The sequence below is a fragment of the Bifidobacterium jacchi genome (assembly GCF_009078285.1).
GTDB classification, from domain to species: Bacteria; Actinomycetota; Actinomycetes; order Actinomycetales; family Bifidobacteriaceae; genus Bifidobacterium; species Bifidobacterium jacchi.
Genome location: NZ_RQSP01000003.1, coordinates 133,581 through 150,034, shown reverse-complemented (window position 1 = coordinate 150,034; position 16,454 = coordinate 133,581). Strand labels below are relative to the sequence as shown.

General features: G+C 65.0%; 27 protein-coding genes. All 27 read right to left on the bottom strand.

Annotated elements, in window-relative coordinates; all coding sequences use genetic code 11:
- A partial coding sequence (locus tag EHS19_RS01925; protein WP_175578243.1) for a phage major capsid protein occupies window positions 1–817 on the bottom strand: 817 nt, incomplete at its 3' end.
- Window positions 818–873: 56 nt separating this feature from the next.
- Complete coding sequence (locus EHS19_RS01920) at window positions 874–1,368, bottom strand: DUF4355 domain-containing protein (protein WP_151916111.1); 495 nt, start codon at window positions 1,366–1,368, stop codon at window positions 874–876.
- 90 nt (window positions 1,369–1,458) lie between these two features.
- Window positions 1,459–1,584 carry a hypothetical protein gene (locus EHS19_RS11550; protein WP_277752779.1) on the bottom strand — a complete coding sequence of 42 codons (126 nt, stop codon included), beginning with the start codon at window positions 1,582–1,584 and terminating at the stop codon, window positions 1,459–1,461.
- A gap of 112 nt (window positions 1,585–1,696) precedes the next feature.
- Window positions 1,697–2,947, bottom strand: a complete 1,251-nt coding sequence (locus EHS19_RS01915) for a VG15 protein (protein ID WP_151916109.1) — start codon at window positions 2,945–2,947, stop codon at window positions 1,697–1,699.
- Window positions 2,859–4,385, bottom strand: a complete 1,527-nt coding sequence (locus EHS19_RS01910; protein WP_175578242.1) for a phage portal protein — start codon at window positions 4,383–4,385, stop codon at window positions 2,859–2,861. Before EHS19_RS01910 ends, EHS19_RS01915 begins: the two co-directional genes overlap by 89 nt.
- Window positions 4,382–5,821: a terminase gene (locus EHS19_RS01905; protein ID WP_151916105.1), complete on the bottom strand. Its 1,440-nt coding sequence runs from the start codon at window positions 5,819–5,821 to the stop codon at window positions 4,382–4,384. The genes EHS19_RS01910 and EHS19_RS01905 overlap by 4 nt, the downstream gene beginning before the upstream one ends.
- On the bottom strand, window positions 5,799–6,206 hold the full coding sequence (locus EHS19_RS01900) for a hypothetical protein (protein ID WP_151916103.1): 408 nt from the start codon (window positions 6,204–6,206) through the stop codon (window positions 5,799–5,801). Before EHS19_RS01900 ends, EHS19_RS01905 begins: the two co-directional genes overlap by 23 nt.
- Before the next feature lie 122 nt (window positions 6,207–6,328).
- A complete protein-coding gene (locus EHS19_RS01895; protein WP_151916101.1) occupies window positions 6,329–6,673 on the bottom strand; it encodes a hypothetical protein in 345 nt (114 codons plus the stop codon).
- Between the two features lie 236 nt (window positions 6,674–6,909).
- Window positions 6,910–7,671, bottom strand: coding sequence for a hypothetical protein (locus EHS19_RS01890; protein ID WP_151916099.1), 762 nt, complete (start codon window positions 7,669–7,671; stop codon window positions 6,910–6,912).
- A 39-nt stretch (window positions 7,672–7,710) separates the two neighbouring features.
- Complete coding sequence (locus EHS19_RS01885) at window positions 7,711–7,899, bottom strand: hypothetical protein (protein ID WP_151916097.1); 189 nt, start codon at window positions 7,897–7,899, stop codon at window positions 7,711–7,713.
- Window positions 7,896–8,126: a hypothetical protein gene (locus tag EHS19_RS01880; protein WP_151916096.1), complete on the bottom strand. Its 231-nt coding sequence runs from the start codon at window positions 8,124–8,126 to the stop codon at window positions 7,896–7,898. The genes EHS19_RS01885 and EHS19_RS01880 overlap by 4 nt, the downstream gene beginning before the upstream one ends.
- Window positions 8,123–8,329: a hypothetical protein gene (locus EHS19_RS01875; RefSeq protein ID WP_151916094.1), complete on the bottom strand. Its 207-nt coding sequence runs from the start codon at window positions 8,327–8,329 to the stop codon at window positions 8,123–8,125. The genes EHS19_RS01880 and EHS19_RS01875 overlap by 4 nt, the downstream gene beginning before the upstream one ends.
- The gene (locus tag EHS19_RS01870; protein WP_151916093.1) at window positions 8,326–8,619 is read right to left on the bottom strand and encodes a hypothetical protein; all 294 of its coding nucleotides are present in this window, start codon (window positions 8,617–8,619) and stop codon (window positions 8,326–8,328) included. Before EHS19_RS01870 ends, EHS19_RS01875 begins: the two co-directional genes overlap by 4 nt.
- Window positions 8,616–8,945 carry a hypothetical protein gene (locus EHS19_RS01865; protein ID WP_151916092.1) on the bottom strand — a complete coding sequence of 110 codons (330 nt, stop codon included), beginning with the start codon at window positions 8,943–8,945 and terminating at the stop codon, window positions 8,616–8,618. The genes EHS19_RS01870 and EHS19_RS01865 overlap by 4 nt, the downstream gene beginning before the upstream one ends.
- 18 nt (window positions 8,946–8,963) lie before the next feature.
- Entirely contained in the window at window positions 8,964–9,194 is a 231-nt protein-coding gene (locus tag EHS19_RS01860; protein WP_151916091.1) for a hypothetical protein, read from the bottom strand.
- Window positions 9,191–10,171 carry a hypothetical protein gene (locus EHS19_RS01855; protein ID WP_151916090.1) on the bottom strand — a complete coding sequence of 327 codons (981 nt, stop codon included), beginning with the start codon at window positions 10,169–10,171 and terminating at the stop codon, window positions 9,191–9,193. The genes EHS19_RS01860 and EHS19_RS01855 overlap by 4 nt, the downstream gene beginning before the upstream one ends.
- Window positions 10,172–10,238: 67 nt before the next feature.
- A complete protein-coding gene (locus EHS19_RS01850) occupies window positions 10,239–10,757 on the bottom strand; it encodes a hypothetical protein (protein WP_151916088.1) in 519 nt (172 codons plus the stop codon).
- Window positions 10,754–11,086: a hypothetical protein gene (locus tag EHS19_RS01845; protein ID WP_151916086.1), complete on the bottom strand. Its 333-nt coding sequence runs from the start codon at window positions 11,084–11,086 to the stop codon at window positions 10,754–10,756. Before EHS19_RS01845 ends, EHS19_RS01850 begins: the two co-directional genes overlap by 4 nt.
- Before the next feature lie 15 nt (window positions 11,087–11,101).
- Window positions 11,102–11,587: a single-stranded DNA-binding protein gene (locus tag EHS19_RS01840; RefSeq protein ID WP_151916084.1), complete on the bottom strand. Its 486-nt coding sequence runs from the start codon at window positions 11,585–11,587 to the stop codon at window positions 11,102–11,104.
- Entirely contained in the window at window positions 11,587–12,642 is a 1,056-nt protein-coding gene (locus EHS19_RS01835; protein WP_206666303.1) for a recombinase RecT, read from the bottom strand. The genes EHS19_RS01840 and EHS19_RS01835 overlap by 1 nt, the downstream gene beginning before the upstream one ends.
- Window positions 12,643–12,644: 2 nt before the next feature.
- Entirely contained in the window at window positions 12,645–13,634 is a 990-nt protein-coding gene (locus EHS19_RS01830; protein ID WP_151916083.1) for a YqaJ viral recombinase family nuclease, read from the bottom strand.
- Entirely contained in the window at window positions 13,631–14,302 is a 672-nt protein-coding gene (locus EHS19_RS01825; RefSeq protein WP_151916082.1) for a hypothetical protein, read from the bottom strand. Before EHS19_RS01825 ends, EHS19_RS01830 begins: the two co-directional genes overlap by 4 nt.
- Window positions 14,302–14,514, bottom strand: coding sequence for a hypothetical protein (locus EHS19_RS01820; protein ID WP_151916081.1), 213 nt, complete (start codon window positions 14,512–14,514; stop codon window positions 14,302–14,304). The genes EHS19_RS01825 and EHS19_RS01820 overlap by 1 nt, the downstream gene beginning before the upstream one ends.
- Window positions 14,515–14,847: 333 nt before the next feature.
- Window positions 14,848–15,180: a hypothetical protein gene (locus EHS19_RS01815; RefSeq protein ID WP_151916079.1), complete on the bottom strand. Its 333-nt coding sequence runs from the start codon at window positions 15,178–15,180 to the stop codon at window positions 14,848–14,850.
- Window positions 15,177–15,383, bottom strand: coding sequence for a hypothetical protein (locus tag EHS19_RS01810; RefSeq protein ID WP_151916078.1), 207 nt, complete (start codon window positions 15,381–15,383; stop codon window positions 15,177–15,179). Before EHS19_RS01810 ends, EHS19_RS01815 begins: the two co-directional genes overlap by 4 nt.
- A complete protein-coding gene (locus tag EHS19_RS01805) occupies window positions 15,383–16,024 on the bottom strand; it encodes a hypothetical protein (RefSeq protein ID WP_151916076.1) in 642 nt (213 codons plus the stop codon). Before EHS19_RS01805 ends, EHS19_RS01810 begins: the two co-directional genes overlap by 1 nt.
- Window positions 16,024–16,422 carry a hypothetical protein gene (locus EHS19_RS01800; protein ID WP_175578241.1) on the bottom strand — a complete coding sequence of 133 codons (399 nt, stop codon included), beginning with the start codon at window positions 16,420–16,422 and terminating at the stop codon, window positions 16,024–16,026. The genes EHS19_RS01805 and EHS19_RS01800 overlap by 1 nt, the downstream gene beginning before the upstream one ends.
- Window positions 16,423–16,454: the final 32 nt, after the last annotated feature.

Here is a 16,454-nt window from a genome sequence, read left to right as displayed (position 1 = left end):
TCTTCTCCCACAGGTTGACCGGCTTGCCGTCGATCGTGATGGTCGACTGGTCGGAAACGCTGGTCTGCAATCCCTGCGGGGTGCCCCACGCGGCGGACGCGAACTCGCCGGCCACGCCCACGATCTCCGGGCGGGCCGGGGGATTGTTGTTCTCTCCGGCGGTCTGAGCGGGCACGTGCACGCCCTTGCTGATGTAGGTGCGGTTGCCGAGCACGGTGCTCACGTCGGCGCCGGACGTGCCGTTCAAAAACAGGGGGCGTCCGTTGTTGTCGGTCGTCTGGCGCAGGATGCTGCGCCCCTGAGGGCTCAAAGCCCAGCCGTCCACGGTTCCGTCCGCGTTGGTCACGGAGTCGTCGGCGTCGTTGAGGCTCTTCCACACGGTCTTGCCGAGCTGCACCTGCGGCGCGTCGGCGAGCGTGTCGAAGTCCGCGCCCGGCTTGTCGCCCAGACCCATGATGGTCTGGTCGATCTTGCGGGCGATCGCGCCGGGCCCCTTGGCGATGATCTGCGCGTACAGGGCGTCGAAGTCGCGGCGGAACTGGTTGGAGAACGGCAGGATGACCGCGATGGTGTAGGGCACCATGTCCTTCTTGGAGAAGCCGACGCCGCTCTTGGGCTTCTCGGCTCCCTCCTGCACCCAGTCCGCGACCGGGTCGCCGGTGATGATGGGCACGCGCACGCCCTTGCCGGGCAGGTTGATCTGCGGGACGAGCTGCATGAACGCGCTCTGGTAGGTTGCGGTCTGCCAGATCTGCGCCTGGGTTTCCGGGGTCAGGTCCAGTCCGCCGGACTGGCGGTTCATGGTCGGATCTGCCATGATGGATGCTCCTTTCGAGCTTGGTTGGAATGATCGGGGTTATGCTGCGGAGGATCTCAGAAGTTGATCCGTTCGAACGCGTGCCGCAGATCGTCCGCGCCCTTGGAGCGCGGTTCCTCGGGTTGCACGGTGCCGTCCGTGGGCGCGGGGATCCCGTTTTTCGGCATCCGGGATTCCACGTACTCGTTGATGGCCTTCGCATGCGACTGCATGGCCTCGAGGCTGTCGCCGACGATGAGATTCGCGGGCAGGCCGGTATCGGCGGCCACCTGCGAGCGCCACTCGGCCGCCTGCTTCTCGGCCTTCAAAGCATCGAGCTCCTTCTGGAGCTTTGCGGTACGCGCCTCGGCCTTCTGCTGTTCGGACATCTGCGACTCCTTGAGCTGTTGCAGCTCGTCGGCGGCCGCCTTGTTGTCCTTCGCACGCTTCTCCCACTCACGCGAATGGGATACGGCCTCGCGGTATTTCGCCTCCCAATCCGTGGACTGCTCGCCGTGCGGCTTCGCGGTGTCCTGCGACTGGTCGGCGTTGCTGTTGGCTTCCTCGGCCATGGTTTTCCTCCTGATGGTTGATATGGGGCCCGTTTCGGGCATGAAAAAACCACCCGTGCGGGTGGCTGTGAACAGAAAAATGGTTATCGGTCACTCGGCTGAGGCCGCGTCGTACCGGTCGATGACGGCGAGCATGTCCGTGAGGAACGCGCGCAGCTCGCTCAGGTCGGGCTTGACCTTCACCGTGACGGACGCGGGTTCAACGGGTTCATCCATGGTTGGCTCCTTATATGAGAAAACCACCCGTGCGGGTGGTCAAGAATGTGATAGACTGGTGGTGAAGCGGATTCCTACTTGGGTTAGTTCACTAGTGTCTGGGCCGCTTCTTTTATTCCCGTTTGAATCTGGTCAATTCTCCGGTCTTGGAATCCCAGAACAGCACTTCGTCGATGTATGGAAAATCCTGTGATTCCATCATCAATTGGATGCTCTCTTTCATGGCCTCGGCGGGGGCTTTGTTGGATTCATTGGAGATCAACAGTTTTGACGTCCCCTTGCCTTCGGCCTTCTTGAATTGGTTTTTGATGGTCTTCTCGGAGTTCCATGAATCCGGGATCTTGAATTCCCACGCGACGTCGTTCAGGTAGGCGTCCGGCGTTTTGATATGGTTCTTGTTGATCTCCTTGATGAATTTCACGTTGAAGCCCTGATCTGTCAGACCTTTGCCGACATTCCATTCCTTGCTGAGAGGCTTTGCCCCCGTTTCCTTGTCGATCGGGCATGGTGTCCCGGCATAGAGCCATTGCCGGTCACGCGTATCCATTTCGGCGGCGATCTGTCGGGCCACCCACTGGTTGAACGTCTTCGGCTCGTCGCCCTCGTATCGGGGCACGAACACGTCCCGGTACGTCTTCCGATATCGTTCCTCGGTCAGAAGGTTCTCAACAGTGGAGCGGCAGGCGCTGTACCGTTCATAGAGACTGTCGGGATCGTATCCCTCGATCTTCGGGTTCTTCTTGTCCCAGCTCGGGATCGGCTCGCAGTCGCAGTCGTTGTGGTAGTCGTTCATGTCGCCGCCCGCGGCTTCGGCGCTCGAGTACACGAAGCCGCGGGATGCGAGCATGATGCAGAACCCGCAGGTCGGCCCCTGCGGCACGCGCGCATACCTCGGTTTGCGCGCGTCGCGACGGCTGGCGCGTTCGATGGTTTCGCGTCCGCCCGCCTTGACCCATTTGTCCATGTTCGCCAGCAGGCCCCTGAGCATCATGTCGGGGTCGGCGGGCGTGCCGTCCTCTTCGTCCCATAGGTGGCCGGCCAACCGGCGTATGGTCCCGCGCATGGCGGTGTCGTCGGGCTGGTAGGTGGCGTCGATGTCCGTTTGGTCCTTGAACCATTTGGCGCGCATCTGCTCGAACCATTCGCCTGCGGCGACGGACCCGACGTCGCCGTATTTGCGGGCGATGGCGGGCACGAGGTCGAGGAGCGCGTCACGCATGCCGGCGGGATCTCCGTAGTACATGTTGTACACGGTCTCGAACGTCCTGCGCAGTTCACGCCTGGCCGCTCTCACCGCCTCCTGCTGCGCCCTGGCGAGTTTGTCCACGTCCTTGCGGTCCGGTGTCCGGCTGCTGTCCGTCATCGCCGCCTCCATCCGCCGGTTGGTTCGCGGGCTGGCTGGCCGCGTTCATGTTGACGAGCCTGTCGAGCACCGCGGCCGCGTTCTGCCGGTTCTTGTCCGACAGGAGACGCGTGATGTCCGTGTCGCTGAATTGGAGTTTCTCGAGGATCACGCGGCTGTTCGCCGTCCACGGGATGGCCTGCACGATCTTGAGGACCGCGTCGGCCACCGCCGCCTGGCTGGGACGTTCCGGGTCACGCCAGTTGACCTTGAGATGGTTCAACGCCTCGTCGCCGGGGCTTGTGCCGTTGAGGATCGCCATGTCGCTGGCGGCCTTGCATAATTGGGCGCCGAACGCCTCGCACGTGTTCCTCGCCTCGATGACCAGTTCCGTCTCGGAGGCGGCGATCGCGTCCGCGCTCGATGGGCCGGAGTCCGTCATTACGCCCAGCTGGGCCATGGGCACGCCGGTCGCGCCGCTGAAGCGGCCGGCCAGGGCGCGCAGCATGTCGGTGTGCGGGGCCATGGTCATCTGCGCGAACTGGCCGATGGACGGCAGCTGCCCGTCCTCGTCGCGGTTGATGACGAGCATCTTCGACAGGGATGCCATCCAACCGGTCAGCGCCTTGCCGTCCGCGCCGACGGGCGGCTCCGCGCCCAGCAGGTAGCGTTGCGGAGAGCTGTAGAATTCGGCGGACACTTCCATGCGCAGCATCGTGCGCACGGCCGTGTCCGTCAGGCTCATGACCTCACGGTTGATGCGGGAGCGGCCGAACGGCCTGTGAAGGTCCTGATGGTAGGCGAGCACGTACACGGGCACGTGCCCCAGCGTGTTCGGAATGCGCTCCATGACCTCGTAGCGTCCTGCGGACAGTCGAATGCGCAGCGTCTCATCGGGCTCGTACAGGACAAGCTCGCGCGGCCGGGCCATGCCGGTGTTCACGGAGTCGACGGTCAGGGAGACGATGGCGAGCGCGCAGCGCAAAGCGTGCGCCGCGTCGTCCCAGATACCTGTCTCGTACAGGGCGGATCGGAAGAACACGGATATGGGCTGGCCTCGCCCTCCGGCCACGTTGACGAAGCTGCACGAGTGGATGAGGGCGCTGCGCGTCGCCTGCAGAAGGATGCTGGCGAAATCGCTCTCGCGCAGCAGTCTGTCCAGGCCGAGCGGATCGATTTCGTCGCCTGTGGTGACGAACCCGTCGAAGCGGATGCGGTTGGCGAGCACGTCCACCGCCTTGGCGGGCCAGCCGACGACCTCGTCGAAGTCGATCATGGTGTCGGGGACGGCGATGCCGAGGTTCTTGATGCGGTTCGCCCCGTTGTAGTAGGCGGCGCGCAATCGATTACGGGTCAGTTTTCGCTGCCATTGGGTGAGCATCGTCTCCCAGTCGGCACGGTACTGGTCGGGCAGGCCGTCCACGGATACGGATTCGAGCTGTGGTATCGGTTCGCTCATAATGCCACCGCCTTCGCCTTCCTGCCGGGATGCCTTTTGGACGTGTATGCGCCGTGCAGTGCGAGGGTGCATGCCTGCAATGGTGAAATGTCCACGTCCGAGCCTTTCTTGTTCCACGCGCTCATGCCGTTGGGACCCAACGGGCGCAGGGTCGCGCCGTTGACGGCCGCGTTCAACTGGGGTTGCTGCTGGGTGTCGAGGTGTTGGAGGGTGCCGGCGTGGATCATGTCGAGCATCCGTCCAGTCGCCGCGCCGAGGTCACGGGTCTGCGTGACCGTGACCTTCACGTGCCGTTTCACCAGGTCCGGGACGATGCTCATGGCCGGCGACTGCGCGTCCACAACCACCGCGCACGTCTTCGGCCAACGCTCCTCAAGCCATTCGACCGCCCACGCGACACCCTGCGTTTTCACGTCCCGGTACTCCTGCAAACCCACATACGCGGTATCATCCCCATGACGGACGGCGACGCCGATGGCCAGCGCCGACCTGTCCGGCGGCATGTCCAGACCGAACGAGACACGCCCCTCCGCGTCCGGCTCGGCGACCGTGCATTCCTCCCATTGCCCGGGGTCGATCGCGGACGCGCTCGTGTCCTCGTCCCAGATGCCGAGCGCCTCGCGGCGGAAATTGTCGACGCCGCCCAATGATTGGCGCAGGCGTTCGATGGCCTTCCCGCTGGTGCGCTTCGGATACGAGGGGTTGGCCTTCGCCCACTGCGCGCGGTCATCAGGGTTGGCGTCCCTGTCGGCGCTGAACTCCACGTACAGCATGCCGTCCACGCCCTTGAGCCCGTCCGCTCGCTTGGCGGCGAACTGTTCGGACGGGTCTCCCGGCTGCGGCGGCGTGCCCATGAACACCAGCAGCGGGTTCGGGCTCACGTTCATCGCGGGCACCATGTCGTTCAACGCCTTCACAGTCAGGATCTGCGCCTCGTCGAACACCTCCGTGTCCACCGCGTCGAAGCCACGGCCGAAGCCCTGCTCGCGCGCGCCGAACATGATCCGGCTCCCGTTCCTGAAGGCGATCTCCTGCTGGCCGTTCGCACGCCGGATGTGGTCCACGTAGCGGGCCATGAGCCTGTTGCGGGCGAAACCGCACATCGTCTGGAATGTCTCATCGCTGGTGCGCGTGCGGTGCGCGGTCCACAACACCTTCAGGTCCTTGCGGCCGGCGCACAGGATGAAGATGGCGGACCCGACCGTGAACGTCTTGCCCACCTGCCGGCAAATCGAAATGACCGCGCCGCCCCCGCCACACGCATAGGTGCCGTCGGCCCGTTTGCCGAACATGAGATAGAGCAGACCCTTCTGCCAAAGGTCATATTCAATGCCCATCCTCGAGGCGGCCTTCTCGATCAACGGGAAATCACTGGAGACGATGCCCGATGGCCGGGAGAGCACGCGCGCCAGCTCAGACAACCGACGCTCCGACATCGCTCACCTCCGTCGTCTCGCTTTCCGTCTCGTCGAACAGGCCGCCGCCGGACTGCGACTCCAGTTCGCGGCACACCGCGATGTACTGGCGCGACAACGCCGGCAGGTCCGACGCCCTTGTCTCCGGATCGTCCAACGCCTTCCTGAGCACGTCGCGCGTATGGCGCAGCACGTCCTCCATGCCGTCGTCCATCATCCGCTCGAACTCGCGCCGGTCAAGCGCCGGCGCCGGCTTCGCCTTCGGCACCGGTTCGATCTTGATGCCCTTGGCCCTGCGCTCACGGCAGGCGAGCACGCGGCACGAGTCGGAGCAGTACTTCGCCCGCGGGCTCATGTTCCTGCCGATGGGCTTGCCGCAACGGGCGCACACACGTGGTTTCGCCATGCTCGCGCCTCCTTGCCGGCCTGTTAACGTTTCGGACCGTTAACGGTGCTAACGGTCGGGGAGAGAAAGGCGCTATGCCCCGGGGTGCGCCACGGAACCATTTGACCCCTAACCCCCCTGGGTCATAGGTCGAGTCGTGTGAACGGGATCGCGGTCGGTCTGGTCTGTGTGCCTTTGCCTTGCCCGTTGAGGATGCGGCTGGCCTCCTCGCGTGCCCATTCGAGGGTGTGTGTGCCTTTGATCTGGTTGCACCATCGGTGTGCGGCGCCGCTGTTGCGGTAGGTGAGCGTGCCGCCTTTGGCGAGCGGGATGGTTTCGTCCACGACGTAGCTCCATGGGTCGGGTGGTTTGAGCGTGTAGTCGATGGGCTGGCCGCAGATGTAGCAGCAGGTGTTGGCTGCCTTGACGCGGGCCCTCATTTGTCGGCGTCTGTGCCCGTTGGCGTAGCGTGGGTTGGTGCGAGTCATTGTCGTCCTCGCTGTAATGACGTGTGGCGGGCGGAGCACATTCGCGACTGGTTTGGACCCGGTTGCGCCCCGATCGGGGAGCCGCCCTTGGAGAAACGACAGCATCATCCTCACGGGTGTATGCGGTCGTTGTTCGATCATTCCCGTTGCATGGTAATGACCAATCTAGTATCAGTATGCGTGACAGTCGCGGGGTTTGTCAAATCGGCTTGCCTGTATCAATCTGCATCACTCCGTCACGGGCGCGTGTGCCGTCGGCTGCGTCGCGCCTTGTCGTATCCGGCGAGGCGGGTGTGCGCCTGCCATACGTCCCAGATGAGGAACACGGGGGCTGTGCCGTCGTGGCCGATGGGTTGGATGATGCCGCGTTTCGCCCATTGGCGTATCGTCGCGGCCTTGATGCTGATGCCCCACGGCTCCAATAGCCTCGACAGTTGGGCGGGGGTGCCCTTCACGCCGCTGACGCGTAGTCTGAGCATGTCCAGCTGGTGGATGTCCTTGATGCGGTATTCGCCGCCGCATGCGGGGCATGGGATGTAGCCGCCGGCGATCTCCTGCTCGTCGGCTCGCAGTTCGGTCGCGCAGGCGGGGCACCAGCCGATCATGCGCACGTCGCTGGGCGGGTCCAGGAGGAGGCGGACGCGGTTGGCGAGCCGATGCGTCTCGTCGGCCAGGAGGGGCAGTTCGGGCAGCGTCTCGTAGCGGGGGAGGTTGGCGAGCACGCCCTTGTACAGGTCGCGCACGGTCATGTGGCGCGTGGGGTGGAGGCGGCCCGCGTGGATGAGTCGGCGGGCGTGCATGGCCATGTCGTCGCGGATCTGGAATGCGGCGAGGTTGAAGGGCAGCATCGCCGTCGAGGCGGGGGATCGTCGTCCGTTGGCGTCGTCGGCGATGCTGGCGTGACGGTCGGCGATCAGGCCGACGGGCCGCCACGAGTCGCGCAGCAGCGTCACGTCGAGCGTGAACCGTCTCATGTCGGGCTGCGGCGTTTCTGCCATATGGCTCCCCTTCCACGGATGATGACCGGACTGTCCGGTTCAGTCGAATGCTGGCGGCTGGATGAACTCGGGCCCGCGTCTCCTCGACGGCGGGTCCTGCGGTCTGGGCGGGGTGATGATGGCCAACACCTCCGCGACCGGCAGTCCGAGCGTTTTGGCGATGTATCCGGTGTCATAGCCCCGCTTGTGCCATTTGAGCACGAGGTCACGCTTCGTCTTGCCGGTCATGCCGGCTCCTTTCCGTTGACTGCACGCCCCGCCCCGGTTTCCAGCCGGTCGGCGAGATCACGCAGACTCCTGTACTGGCTGTTGTTGTTGCCAGGCGTGGACGGGCGGACGATCACGCGACCGTCGGGCAGTCGGATGTGCCAGTGGTGGTTCCGGCCGCGCGTGACCGTGCATCCCGCCTGCTCCAAACGGCGCAGCAGCCCGCGTATGTCACCGCGCCGCGTCACGATTCCTCCAGCAGCTCGCCGATGTCGGTCTCGATGCCCGCAGCGCCGTACATGGCATCGGCGATCATGGTCACGTCCTGCCAGTCGGTCTCGTCGTCGCGGTTCCTCGCCGTGACGGTCAGGTCGAGCGAGTCGAGCGCAACGTCGAGCGCGTCGGCGAGCATGTCGCGAGTGTATATCCTCGCGAGCGTAGGAGCGTTCATCGCGTGTCCTTCCGCTCATACGGGTTGCTGGCCGCGTCCGGCGGAAGGGATGCGGCCAGCCCGGTCTGATAGCAGGTCCACGCGGCGTGAACGCCCTGCCGCCACCCGTCCGCCCACGCCGCCCGGCACGCCATCATCTCGTCCTCGTCGAGGATCGGGGCGAGCTCGACGGCGAGCGTCCTCATCACGTCCGGATCGTTGACGTCGCCCGTATGGTCGTCGCATGGGAACACGCACAGGCCCGCGCGACCGCACGCGTCGAGAAGCTTCCCCGCGAGATCGTCGCTCATCGCGTCGCCTCCAAACCTTGGACGGCTTCGACGGGGAGGGCCTGTGCCGCACGGCATGCGGCCTGAACGCTCTGGCGGGCGATCTCGAGCCAGTGGGAGCGCCGGTAGGGGCTGATCGCGTCGAGATCGTCCGCGTCGATCAGGTCGCACAGGACGCGGGCCGCTGCCTCGACGGCCCGTTCTGGCGGCTCCGGCTCACTGGCGAGCATGATCTCGCGCACACGGCTCAACGCGGCCCGATACCCGGCCTCGAACAGCGGATCCACGCCCGCGTCCGTATCCGGCGTGGTTTCGATTTCACTGGTTTCACTGGTTTCGCTGGTCATGATTGGTTCCTTTCAGGTTCAGATGAGGGTTCGAGCGGCCGATGGGCGGTCGCAGGTCAGGGGGCCGGTCACGCCGTTGGCGCGGGCGAGGCACATGCACGCGTTGATCGCGTTGCGATGCCCCTGCGCGGCGTTGCGCCAGTACTCGGCGTGCAACCGGAACGCGAGATCGGGACGCGAGTCGAGCAGCGGATTCATCGCGAGCCAATCCCCGTACCGGCGCTCGCTGCACGCACGATCCCCGCTCACGACGCGACCTCACGTTCGGCGCGCTGGGTGCCGCGCCGCCACAGGCGATACCATTCGTCCGGGTATCGGGCGCGGGCCAGCGCCTGCGCCTTCTCGGGCAGCAGCAGGGCCGCGTCCTGCGCCTCCGGATCGTCCACGTGCGTGCACAGCCAGTCCACGTCCCGGAGGCGTGCGGCCTTCTCCGCCTCGGGGTCGGGCTGGCCCGGCCTGGGCTTGGCCGGCAGCGGATCGTCGAGCCAATGCTCCCCGTCAAGCCAGTTCGCCGGGGTGAGCGTATAGCCCGGCTCCCGGTTCGGATCGGCGTGATACTGGGCGGCCTTGGCGATCAGCGTCTCGTGGCCGGTCTTGCGTCGGGCGCGTCTCCACGCGGCGAGCGCCTTGCGTTTGCCCTCCTTGCGCGGATAGGTGGCCCAGAACTGCTCGAACGCGATCGGATACTCCTCGTCGGCTGGAACGCTCGGCCCCCGTGAGGGGGTTTGGGGGAGAGAATCCTCGTTAGAGGATTCTTTGGTTCTTGGTTCTTGGTTCTTGGTTAAAGAGTCCTCGCGTGACTCCGGCGTGACGTTCGTATTGTCACAGCGTGACATGCTTGTGACATTCGCATTGTCACGCTGTGACTCAGATGTGACAATAGTATTGTCGCGTTGGCGGCGTTTGCGGTCACGTGCATCCGCTGCCTTCTCCTCGACCTGCTGCCTGCTCGACTGGTAGGTCAGATAGTCGTGGATGCGATATGAGCCGTCGTCCAGACGGTCGAACAGGCCGACCTTGACGAGCGCGGCGAGCTCCTCCTCGGTGGCGTCGAGCTGGTAGAGCACGTCGTCCTCGCTCATCACGCCGTCGTTGAGCACGTCGGAGCAGTAGGAGATCGCCATGCAGTACACGCCGAGCGCGGTCGGGCACACGCGACGCAGCTTCTTGACCTTCGTGTTCGCGTGGAAGCCGTTCGACAGCTTCCCGTATCCCTGACGTGTCATTTGCGGCCTCCTAGCCATCCGATGAAGAACATGAGCGCGAACAATGCGGCCTGGACGATCAGGCCGCTCATTGGTCCGGTCCCAACGGTTCGCCGTGGTTGAGGAGCAGCGCGAACTGGCGGGTGGTGATCATGGTGATGTCGCGACTCCGGCCGACCGTCCTGCTGCCGGTGAGGATGCGGCGTCGCATGGTCTCGTCCCAGTCGAGCAGCATCGCGTCGAGTACGCTGGTGCGCGTGTACGCCATGTGCTGGCCGAGCCGGTGGATGCTGGTCAATCCGACCCGATCCTTCTTCTGCAGGATCCACGGGTAGGGGCTGTCCCAGTTGCCGGCCTCCCGTTCGGCTTCGCGCATGTGCGGGCCCGCGTTCAGGCCGTCGGTCCATTTGCATTCGATCGTGACCGGCTCGCCCCGATAGTAGACGACTCCGATGTCGCCGATGTCCTTGCCGGCGTTGAGGCGGAGACGACGGATGCGCAGGTCGTCGAGCGCCCACTGCAGGTAGGCCTCCATCGCGGACTCCCACCGGGTGCCGTTGTCATGCGCGGTCCTGCGGCTGCGCTTTCGCTTGCGGGTGTCGCTCATCTCGCGTCTCCGGTCCGCTCGTCGGGCGTGACAGTGGGGTCGAGGCTGCGACGCAGGTCGTCGAGCATGACCACCTCGCGGCTCTTCAACGGCTTGGCGAGCATCGTCTCGACCGCCAGCCCCGCGTCCAGTGTGCGCTGGGCGAGTTCCGCGGTGTCGTAGATCGTCTCCGTGATCGCGTCGATGTCCCCCCATTTGGCGGCGTACTCCTTCTTCGTGGCCTGCGTCATGTATTTGCGCACCTGCGCCAAGTATGCGGCGCTGGCTTTCATGATCTGCTGGGCGCGCGGGATCAGCGCCTCCTGCGACCGTTTCACATCACTGGTCATCGTCACTCCTTATTTCTAGAAGCTCGGCTCGCCGCCGGCTGCGGCATTCCATTCCGCATCGCTTCCCGCGTTGCTCGCCCACGGGTCCACGGGCATGCCCTGCGACTGTGCGGCCGGCGCGGCCTGCTGGGGTCCGGCCGCCTGCTGCGACGGCTGGGACTGCTGGCCCTGCTGCTGGGGTTTGTGGAGGAAGCCGAGCGCGTGCGCGTAGCAGCGAAGCTCGCTGCCCTGGCTTCCGTCCTTCTTCTGGTAGAAGCGCTGCGAGAGGAGTCCGGTGACGAGCACCCTCGCGCCCTTGGCCACGTAGGGGAGCTGTCGGGCGGCCGTGGGCGAGCATTCGACCGTGACCCACATCGTGCCCTGATCCACCCATTGGCGCGACGTGTCGAAATACCCCTGGGAGACGCCAACGCTGAACGTGGTCAAGCTGTGCCCGTTTTGGAATGTGCGGGTTTCGGGATCCCGGCCGACGTTGCCGGCGAACGTGACGTTGACCGCCATCACTCACCCTCCTGCTTGAGGCCGCCGGCGAGGTCGGCGAGCACCTTGTCGAGGTCTTCGGCGTCGAGCCCGGCGAGGGATTCGACGGGGTGGCCCACGATCCTCGCGATCGTGTCGCACGCCTCCCTCTCACCGGTCACGCCGATCGACCGGAACGCTTCGAGGATCGTCGCGCGCTGCCCGTCGAGCGGATCCACGGTCGGAGCGTCGGCGTCGCCCGCCGCGTCCGGGGTCGCATCCGGTTCCGCGTCGCCCGCCGCGTCCGGGATCGCATCCGTGTCGGCGTCGATGATGGGGGTTGAGGGGATGACGGGGCGGAGCATGTCACCATAGTCGGGGGTCTCATCGTCCTGGGCGATCGCCTCCCGTGTCTCCACGCTCAACGGCAGGTAGGGTGCGGCGCGGCGGATCACGGTCTTCTTGGCCATGGCCTCGTAGTCGGTGTGCCACGGGCTGGTCTGCTTGCGTGCCGAGGGGCTGCGGCGCATCGCCTGGTTGATCTCGTCCACGGTCATGACCTGCATGTAGTGGCCGCCGTCCTTGAAATTGGCGACCATGTACACGTGGGTGAGCTTGCCGGGCTTGGCGCACGGCACGTGGCGCAGCGTCTCGTCGAGTCCGTACGAGTATTCAAACTCGTCGCCCTCGTGGACGGCGCGCGCGCTGATGTCCCTGATCTGTCCGGAGCGGCGGGCGAGTTCGATGATGCCCCGATACCCGAGGATGAACGTCGCCTCCCGCTGCCCGGTCTGATAGTTCTTATTGCCGAAAGGGAGGATGTACGCCATGCCGAGCCCGTTCACGTTCGACGGTTCCAGACCGAGCGACGTGCAGCGCATGAAGCAGGAGAGCACGCTTTCGACCGTGCATTGCGCCAAAGCGGGCTCCCGGTTGATGGTGCTCACGTACATCTGGTAGAGGCGCTGCGGGTTCATCTCGCGCGGCATGACCGCCGCGATGCGCGACCACGAGCGCTCCAGGAGCCTGCGCATCTGACCGGTCGGGTTCATCTCCTGGAGTTGGCGGCCCTGCGTGGCCTGTGCGATCTGTCCCATGGTTATCGTCCTTCCTTGAGTGTCCTGAATCTGAATGTGCGTCCGTCGCTGGGTTTGACGACGCGCGTGTATCCGTCTCGATGCCAGTGCCGGTAGGTGGCCTCCCATCCCCGGCAGCGGACCCCGGTGCTGTCGCCGATGCGCACGATGAGCGAGTCGCGCAGCACGTCGAGGTCGGCCTTCGCCTTCTCGGCCCGCTCCTTCGCCCGCTCGTATTCGCCCATGAGCTCGGCGAGCTGCGCGTCGTCGTCGCATGTCTCCATGCCGGTGGACGGCTCCGGGTACGCCTTGGCGACGTCCACGCCCTTGAGGCGGGGCATGCGATCGTCGGTGACGAAACGCCAGAACTCCTCGGCGGCCTTGACGACCGTCTTCACGTCCTGCTCGTCCCTGTCGAAACGGATCGCCACCGGCTCAGCCTCGCCGATGTCCGCGTACACGTATCCCCACGTGAACCCGGTGACGGCCATGTAATGCGTGACCTGAGCCATGTAGTAGTCGGGGATGCGCGGATCATTGTCGTCGTCGTGCCAGTCCGTGCGGCCGCGCGCCGCGTTCGCGGTCTTGATCTCGAGGATCCCCCACGAGTCCGTGTCCGGATCGTAGAGCCAGCCGTCGAGGCTGGCGTGCATGGTCGGATGCTGTTTCGACACGACGCTGACGTCGGTGCCGTCGATGACCTTGTATTCCGGGTGGAGGGCGCGGAAGCGCCGGCGCAGCTCCACCTCCAAGGCGTTGCCTTTGATGACGGCCCATTTGCCGCTGATGTCCTCCGGTTCGACGCGACCGGTCTTCTCCAGCCACAGGTCGTACGGGGTGGCGTACGGGTTGAGGCCGAGAATCGTGCCCATATCGGAGCCGCCCACGCCGAGCGTGCGGAATTGCAGCCACGCGTCGCGGCGGCTCGCCTTCGTGGTGCCGGACCCCTTGAACCGGCGCATGGTGAACAGGCCCGTCGAGCGTTGGGCCTGATCCAAGGTGACGCGGCTCACTGCGCTCCCTCCTCGTCATCGTCATCGTCGTACAGGTCGAGATCATCGAGATCGGGGATCATGCCGTCGCCCGTCGCATGCAGATCGTGCAGGAGGTCCACGAGCGTGGACTGGGCTCGCACGGCGAGGTTGAGCGGATACGTGGACGCGCCGGAGACGACGAGCGTGCCGGTCGTGGCGACCAGATGCATGAGCGCGGCGCGCACGTCCTTCTCCGGGTCGAGCCGCGCCGGCACGGCCTCCGACCGCTCCTGCTGCGGCTGCTGCGGTTCCGGCGCGGGCTGCTGCTGCTCCGTCTGCGGCGCAGGCTGCTGTTCCTGCTGGGGCTTGGTCTTCGCTGTGGTGGTCTTCACGGTGGTCTTCGCTGTGGTGGTCATGGTGGTGTTCTCCTTCTTGTCGGTTTCCTCCGACGCCGATGCCGGCTGCGGTTCGTTTGGGGTGGTTTGCGGTTGGTGGTAGGCGAGTCTGGGATCGTGGAGGACGTGCAGGCAGGCGTCGGTGAGACTGGCCGCACCGTTCCCGTCGATCAGCCTCAATGCGGCGTCGGTGACCGCGTCGCCGACCGTGCGTCGTTTGAACGCGACGGATGCGCGTCGATGCTCCCTGGTCAACGCGGCCCACGGGCGGGCGCACAGGTCGATCAGCGTGTCCTCGCGGTAGCGTGGCATCAGCGTGTCCTTTTCTTGTACAGGTACTGTTCTCGGCTCATGGTGTGGACGCGGTCGTATCGTTCGATCTCCTCGCGTCGCCAGCCGCGCACGCGGCCTCCACGGCCGAGCACCGGGGTCGGCGCGTCGCCGCGCAGCACCCGGTTCCGCATCGAGGGGACAGTGATGCCGTAATGCTCGGTCACATCCGCGTATGACAGCAGTGCATCCATCGTGGTATCCTTTCTCTTGTCGATATCTTTCTCTTGTCGATATCCTGTTTCTTTCCTGAGCCCCGGCTGCAACCGGGGCTTTTCCTTATGTGAGACCTGTTCGGCTCGTGGACGGCCACGGAATCGAACCGTGATTCCCGATGTTTGCCACGGCCACATGAAACCGTGAACTGCATGCCGGGGGCCAGCCTGCTCCGCCCTGTACGGCCAACCCCTGTAGGGAAGGATTGGCCGCATGGTTTGAGAATTTTCGGTTATGGTTATTTGGTGTTAACGACTTGTCCTTTGTCGCCGCCCCGACAGGGATATGGGCGATCCCCGTCGGGGCAAGAATCATCGCGCCCCGACCAGGGGTGCGAGCCGCGCGCATGCGACCGGGAGGAGCAGCAGTGTGCCCGCGCCGACCATGATCATGACCGCGATCAGGTTGCCGACCGGATGCGCGCACCCCTGATGCGTGAACAGCCATCCCACGCTTCCGGCGAACGCGAGCAGCAGGGTCAGCCCGGTCAGATACGGGTATCGTTCGACGAATGAGGGTCGCGGCCCATGCGCCTTGTGGTGAACATACGGGAGCCCCGCGGGGGAGCCTTCCAATTGGGTTTGATCGGCCCACGGGCCGCGACGGATGTGATGCCCGCGATGACGATACGATGCGGTGATCATCGCGTCTCCTTTCGATCGGACTGAGTACTGGTGAGATGCCGTTCAAGCCGGGTGACACGCCGCGCCAAAGCGGCCTGAGCGTCGCGCAACGGGTCACGAGACCAGTCGCGGATCACGTCGATGCCGAGCATGAGGAACGCGAACGCACCACAGGCGCAAAGCAGTAGCGCGCCGAGGGCTATGAGCACGATGAGCACGACCATCACTCCGCCTCCCTGCGGGTAGTATTCGGTTCATGGATTGGAATCTGTTCTGGACCGGGTTCGGCGCGGTCGGCGGCCTGTTCGGCACCGTCGCCGGCATCGTCGCCCTCGTCCACACGTGCAAGGCGAACAAGATCGCGCAGCGTGCCAACGAGCTGGCCGAGACGGCCAACCGTGAAGCCGGGACGGCCAACGGCATCGCCGAACACGCGAACCAGATAGCTTTGGACGCCAATGAGGTCGCGGAGCGGGCGCTCCGGGTTGGCGCTGACCAGACCGTATACGATTGGACGGTTCGGGTCGAGGATGACGGTCGAACCATCGTCCTTCGCAACCACTGCGCACATGCTGCTGACGATGTCGCCGTCGCGGTTCGGTCGGGAGACGCAGCAATAGTCGACGCCCGGTTCGACCATGTAGCTGGTTTTCGCGTACTGCGCCTCGACATGTCCCGCACGGTCGAGCAGATCGTCGAACAGCAACGGAAACTCAACCCAGCTTTCCTCCACGGTCTTGCCGTACGGTTCGAGATCGAGGTCCACATATCGTGGGTCAGCGAGCTCGGGATGCACCGAGACCATGTAATCAACGAGACTGTCAGCTGTGAGCGCTAGCCGCTCCATCGAAACGCCGTAACCCATCACGCCTCCTCGCTTCCCGGACTGGCCGTCGCCCGCCCCTTCCGGAGCTCGCGCACCTGCTCGTCCAACTCCTGTATGGTCTGCCGCTGGTTGTCGATCACGGTCATGAGCTGACGGACGAGACCGTCGTCGGCGTCGTTCCGTGCGTCCGGCTTGCGTCTCCCATCGAGCTGCTCGAGCTGTTCGATCGGTGACGAGGCCTTCTCCCAGGTATGTGAAGTCGCGAACAACGGGGACAACGCATCGCCGTCGAGCTCTATGAAGCCGCGATACGTAACGATCGTCTTGCCGAGATTGGCGTAGTATTCCACCACAACCGGCTCATCCCTTGAAATGCCGGGGTAATCAGGCTCGTCGGCGATCAGGGCCAGAAGCCGGGCGAGCATGTCATCGCTCATGGAATTGATGGACACACGAATCATCACGCCAC

What these genes read in the sequence shown, in the direction of transcription:
- EHS19_RS01835 (WP_206666303.1), bottom strand. Translation starts at nt 12,642, where the DNA reads ATGGGACAGATCGCACAGGCCACGCAGGGCCGCCAACTCCAGGAGATG.
- EHS19_RS01920 (WP_151916111.1), bottom strand. Translation starts at nt 1,368, where the DNA reads ATGGCCGAGGAAGCCAACAGCAACGCCGACCAGTCGCAGGACACCGCG.
- EHS19_RS01845 (WP_151916086.1), bottom strand. Translation starts at nt 11,086, where the DNA reads ATGACCAGTGATGTGAAACGGTCGCAGGAGGCGCTGATCCCGCGCGCC.
- EHS19_RS01915 (WP_151916109.1), bottom strand. Translation starts at nt 2,947, where the DNA reads ATGACGGACAGCAGCCGGACACCGGACCGCAAGGACGTGGACAAACTC.
- EHS19_RS01800 (WP_175578241.1), bottom strand. Translation starts at nt 16,422, where the DNA reads ATGAGCGATGACATGCTCGCCCGGCTTCTGGCCCTGATCGCCGACGAG.
- EHS19_RS01840 (WP_151916084.1), bottom strand. Translation starts at nt 11,587, where the DNA reads ATGGCGGTCAACGTCACGTTCGCCGGCAACGTCGGCCGGGATCCCGAA.
- EHS19_RS01900 (WP_151916103.1), bottom strand. Translation starts at nt 6,206, where the DNA reads ATGGCGAAACCACGTGTGTGCGCCCGTTGCGGCAAGCCCATCGGCAGG.
- EHS19_RS01910 (WP_175578242.1), bottom strand. Translation starts at nt 4,385, where the DNA reads ATGAGCGAACCGATACCACAGCTCGAATCCGTATCCGTGGACGGCCTG.
- EHS19_RS01855 (WP_151916090.1), bottom strand. Translation starts at nt 10,171, where the DNA reads ATGACACGTCAGGGATACGGGAAGCTGTCGAACGGCTTCCACGCGAAC.
- EHS19_RS01905 (WP_151916105.1), bottom strand. Translation starts at nt 5,821, where the DNA reads ATGTCGGAGCGTCGGTTGTCTGAGCTGGCGCGCGTGCTCTCCCGGCCA.
- EHS19_RS01805 (WP_151916076.1), bottom strand. Translation starts at nt 16,024, where the DNA reads ATGGGTTACGGCGTTTCGATGGAGCGGCTAGCGCTCACAGCTGACAGT.
- EHS19_RS01820 (WP_151916081.1), bottom strand. Translation starts at nt 14,514, where the DNA reads ATGGATGCACTGCTGTCATACGCGGATGTGACCGAGCATTACGGCATC.
- EHS19_RS01870 (WP_151916093.1), bottom strand. Translation starts at nt 8,619, where the DNA reads ATGAGCGACGATCTCGCGGGGAAGCTTCTCGACGCGTGCGGTCGCGCG.
- EHS19_RS01885 (WP_151916097.1), bottom strand. Translation starts at nt 7,899, where the DNA reads ATGACCGGCAAGACGAAGCGTGACCTCGTGCTCAAATGGCACAAGCGG.
- EHS19_RS01895 (WP_151916101.1), bottom strand. Translation starts at nt 6,673, where the DNA reads ATGACTCGCACCAACCCACGCTACGCCAACGGGCACAGACGCCGACAA.
- EHS19_RS01875 (WP_151916094.1), bottom strand. Translation starts at nt 8,329, where the DNA reads ATGAACGCTCCTACGCTCGCGAGGATATACACTCGCGACATGCTCGCC.
- EHS19_RS01865 (WP_151916092.1), bottom strand. Translation starts at nt 8,945, where the DNA reads ATGACCAGCGAAACCAGTGAAACCAGTGAAATCGAAACCACGCCGGAT.
- EHS19_RS01890 (WP_151916099.1), bottom strand. Translation starts at nt 7,671, where the DNA reads ATGGCAGAAACGCCGCAGCCCGACATGAGACGGTTCACGCTCGACGTG.
- EHS19_RS01850 (WP_151916088.1), bottom strand. Translation starts at nt 10,757, where the DNA reads ATGAGCGACACCCGCAAGCGAAAGCGCAGCCGCAGGACCGCGCATGAC.
- EHS19_RS01810 (WP_151916078.1), bottom strand. Translation starts at nt 15,383, where the DNA reads ATGGTCGTGCTCATCGTGCTCATAGCCCTCGGCGCGCTACTGCTTTGC.
- EHS19_RS11550 (WP_277752779.1), bottom strand. Translation starts at nt 1,584, where the DNA reads ATGGATGAACCCGTTGAACCCGCGTCCGTCACGGTGAAGGTCAAGCCC.
- EHS19_RS01825 (WP_151916082.1), bottom strand. Translation starts at nt 14,302, where the DNA reads ATGCCACGCTACCGCGAGGACACGCTGATCGACCTGTGCGCCCGCCCG.
- EHS19_RS01815 (WP_151916079.1), bottom strand. Translation starts at nt 15,180, where the DNA reads ATGATCACCGCATCGTATCGTCATCGCGGGCATCACATCCGTCGCGGC.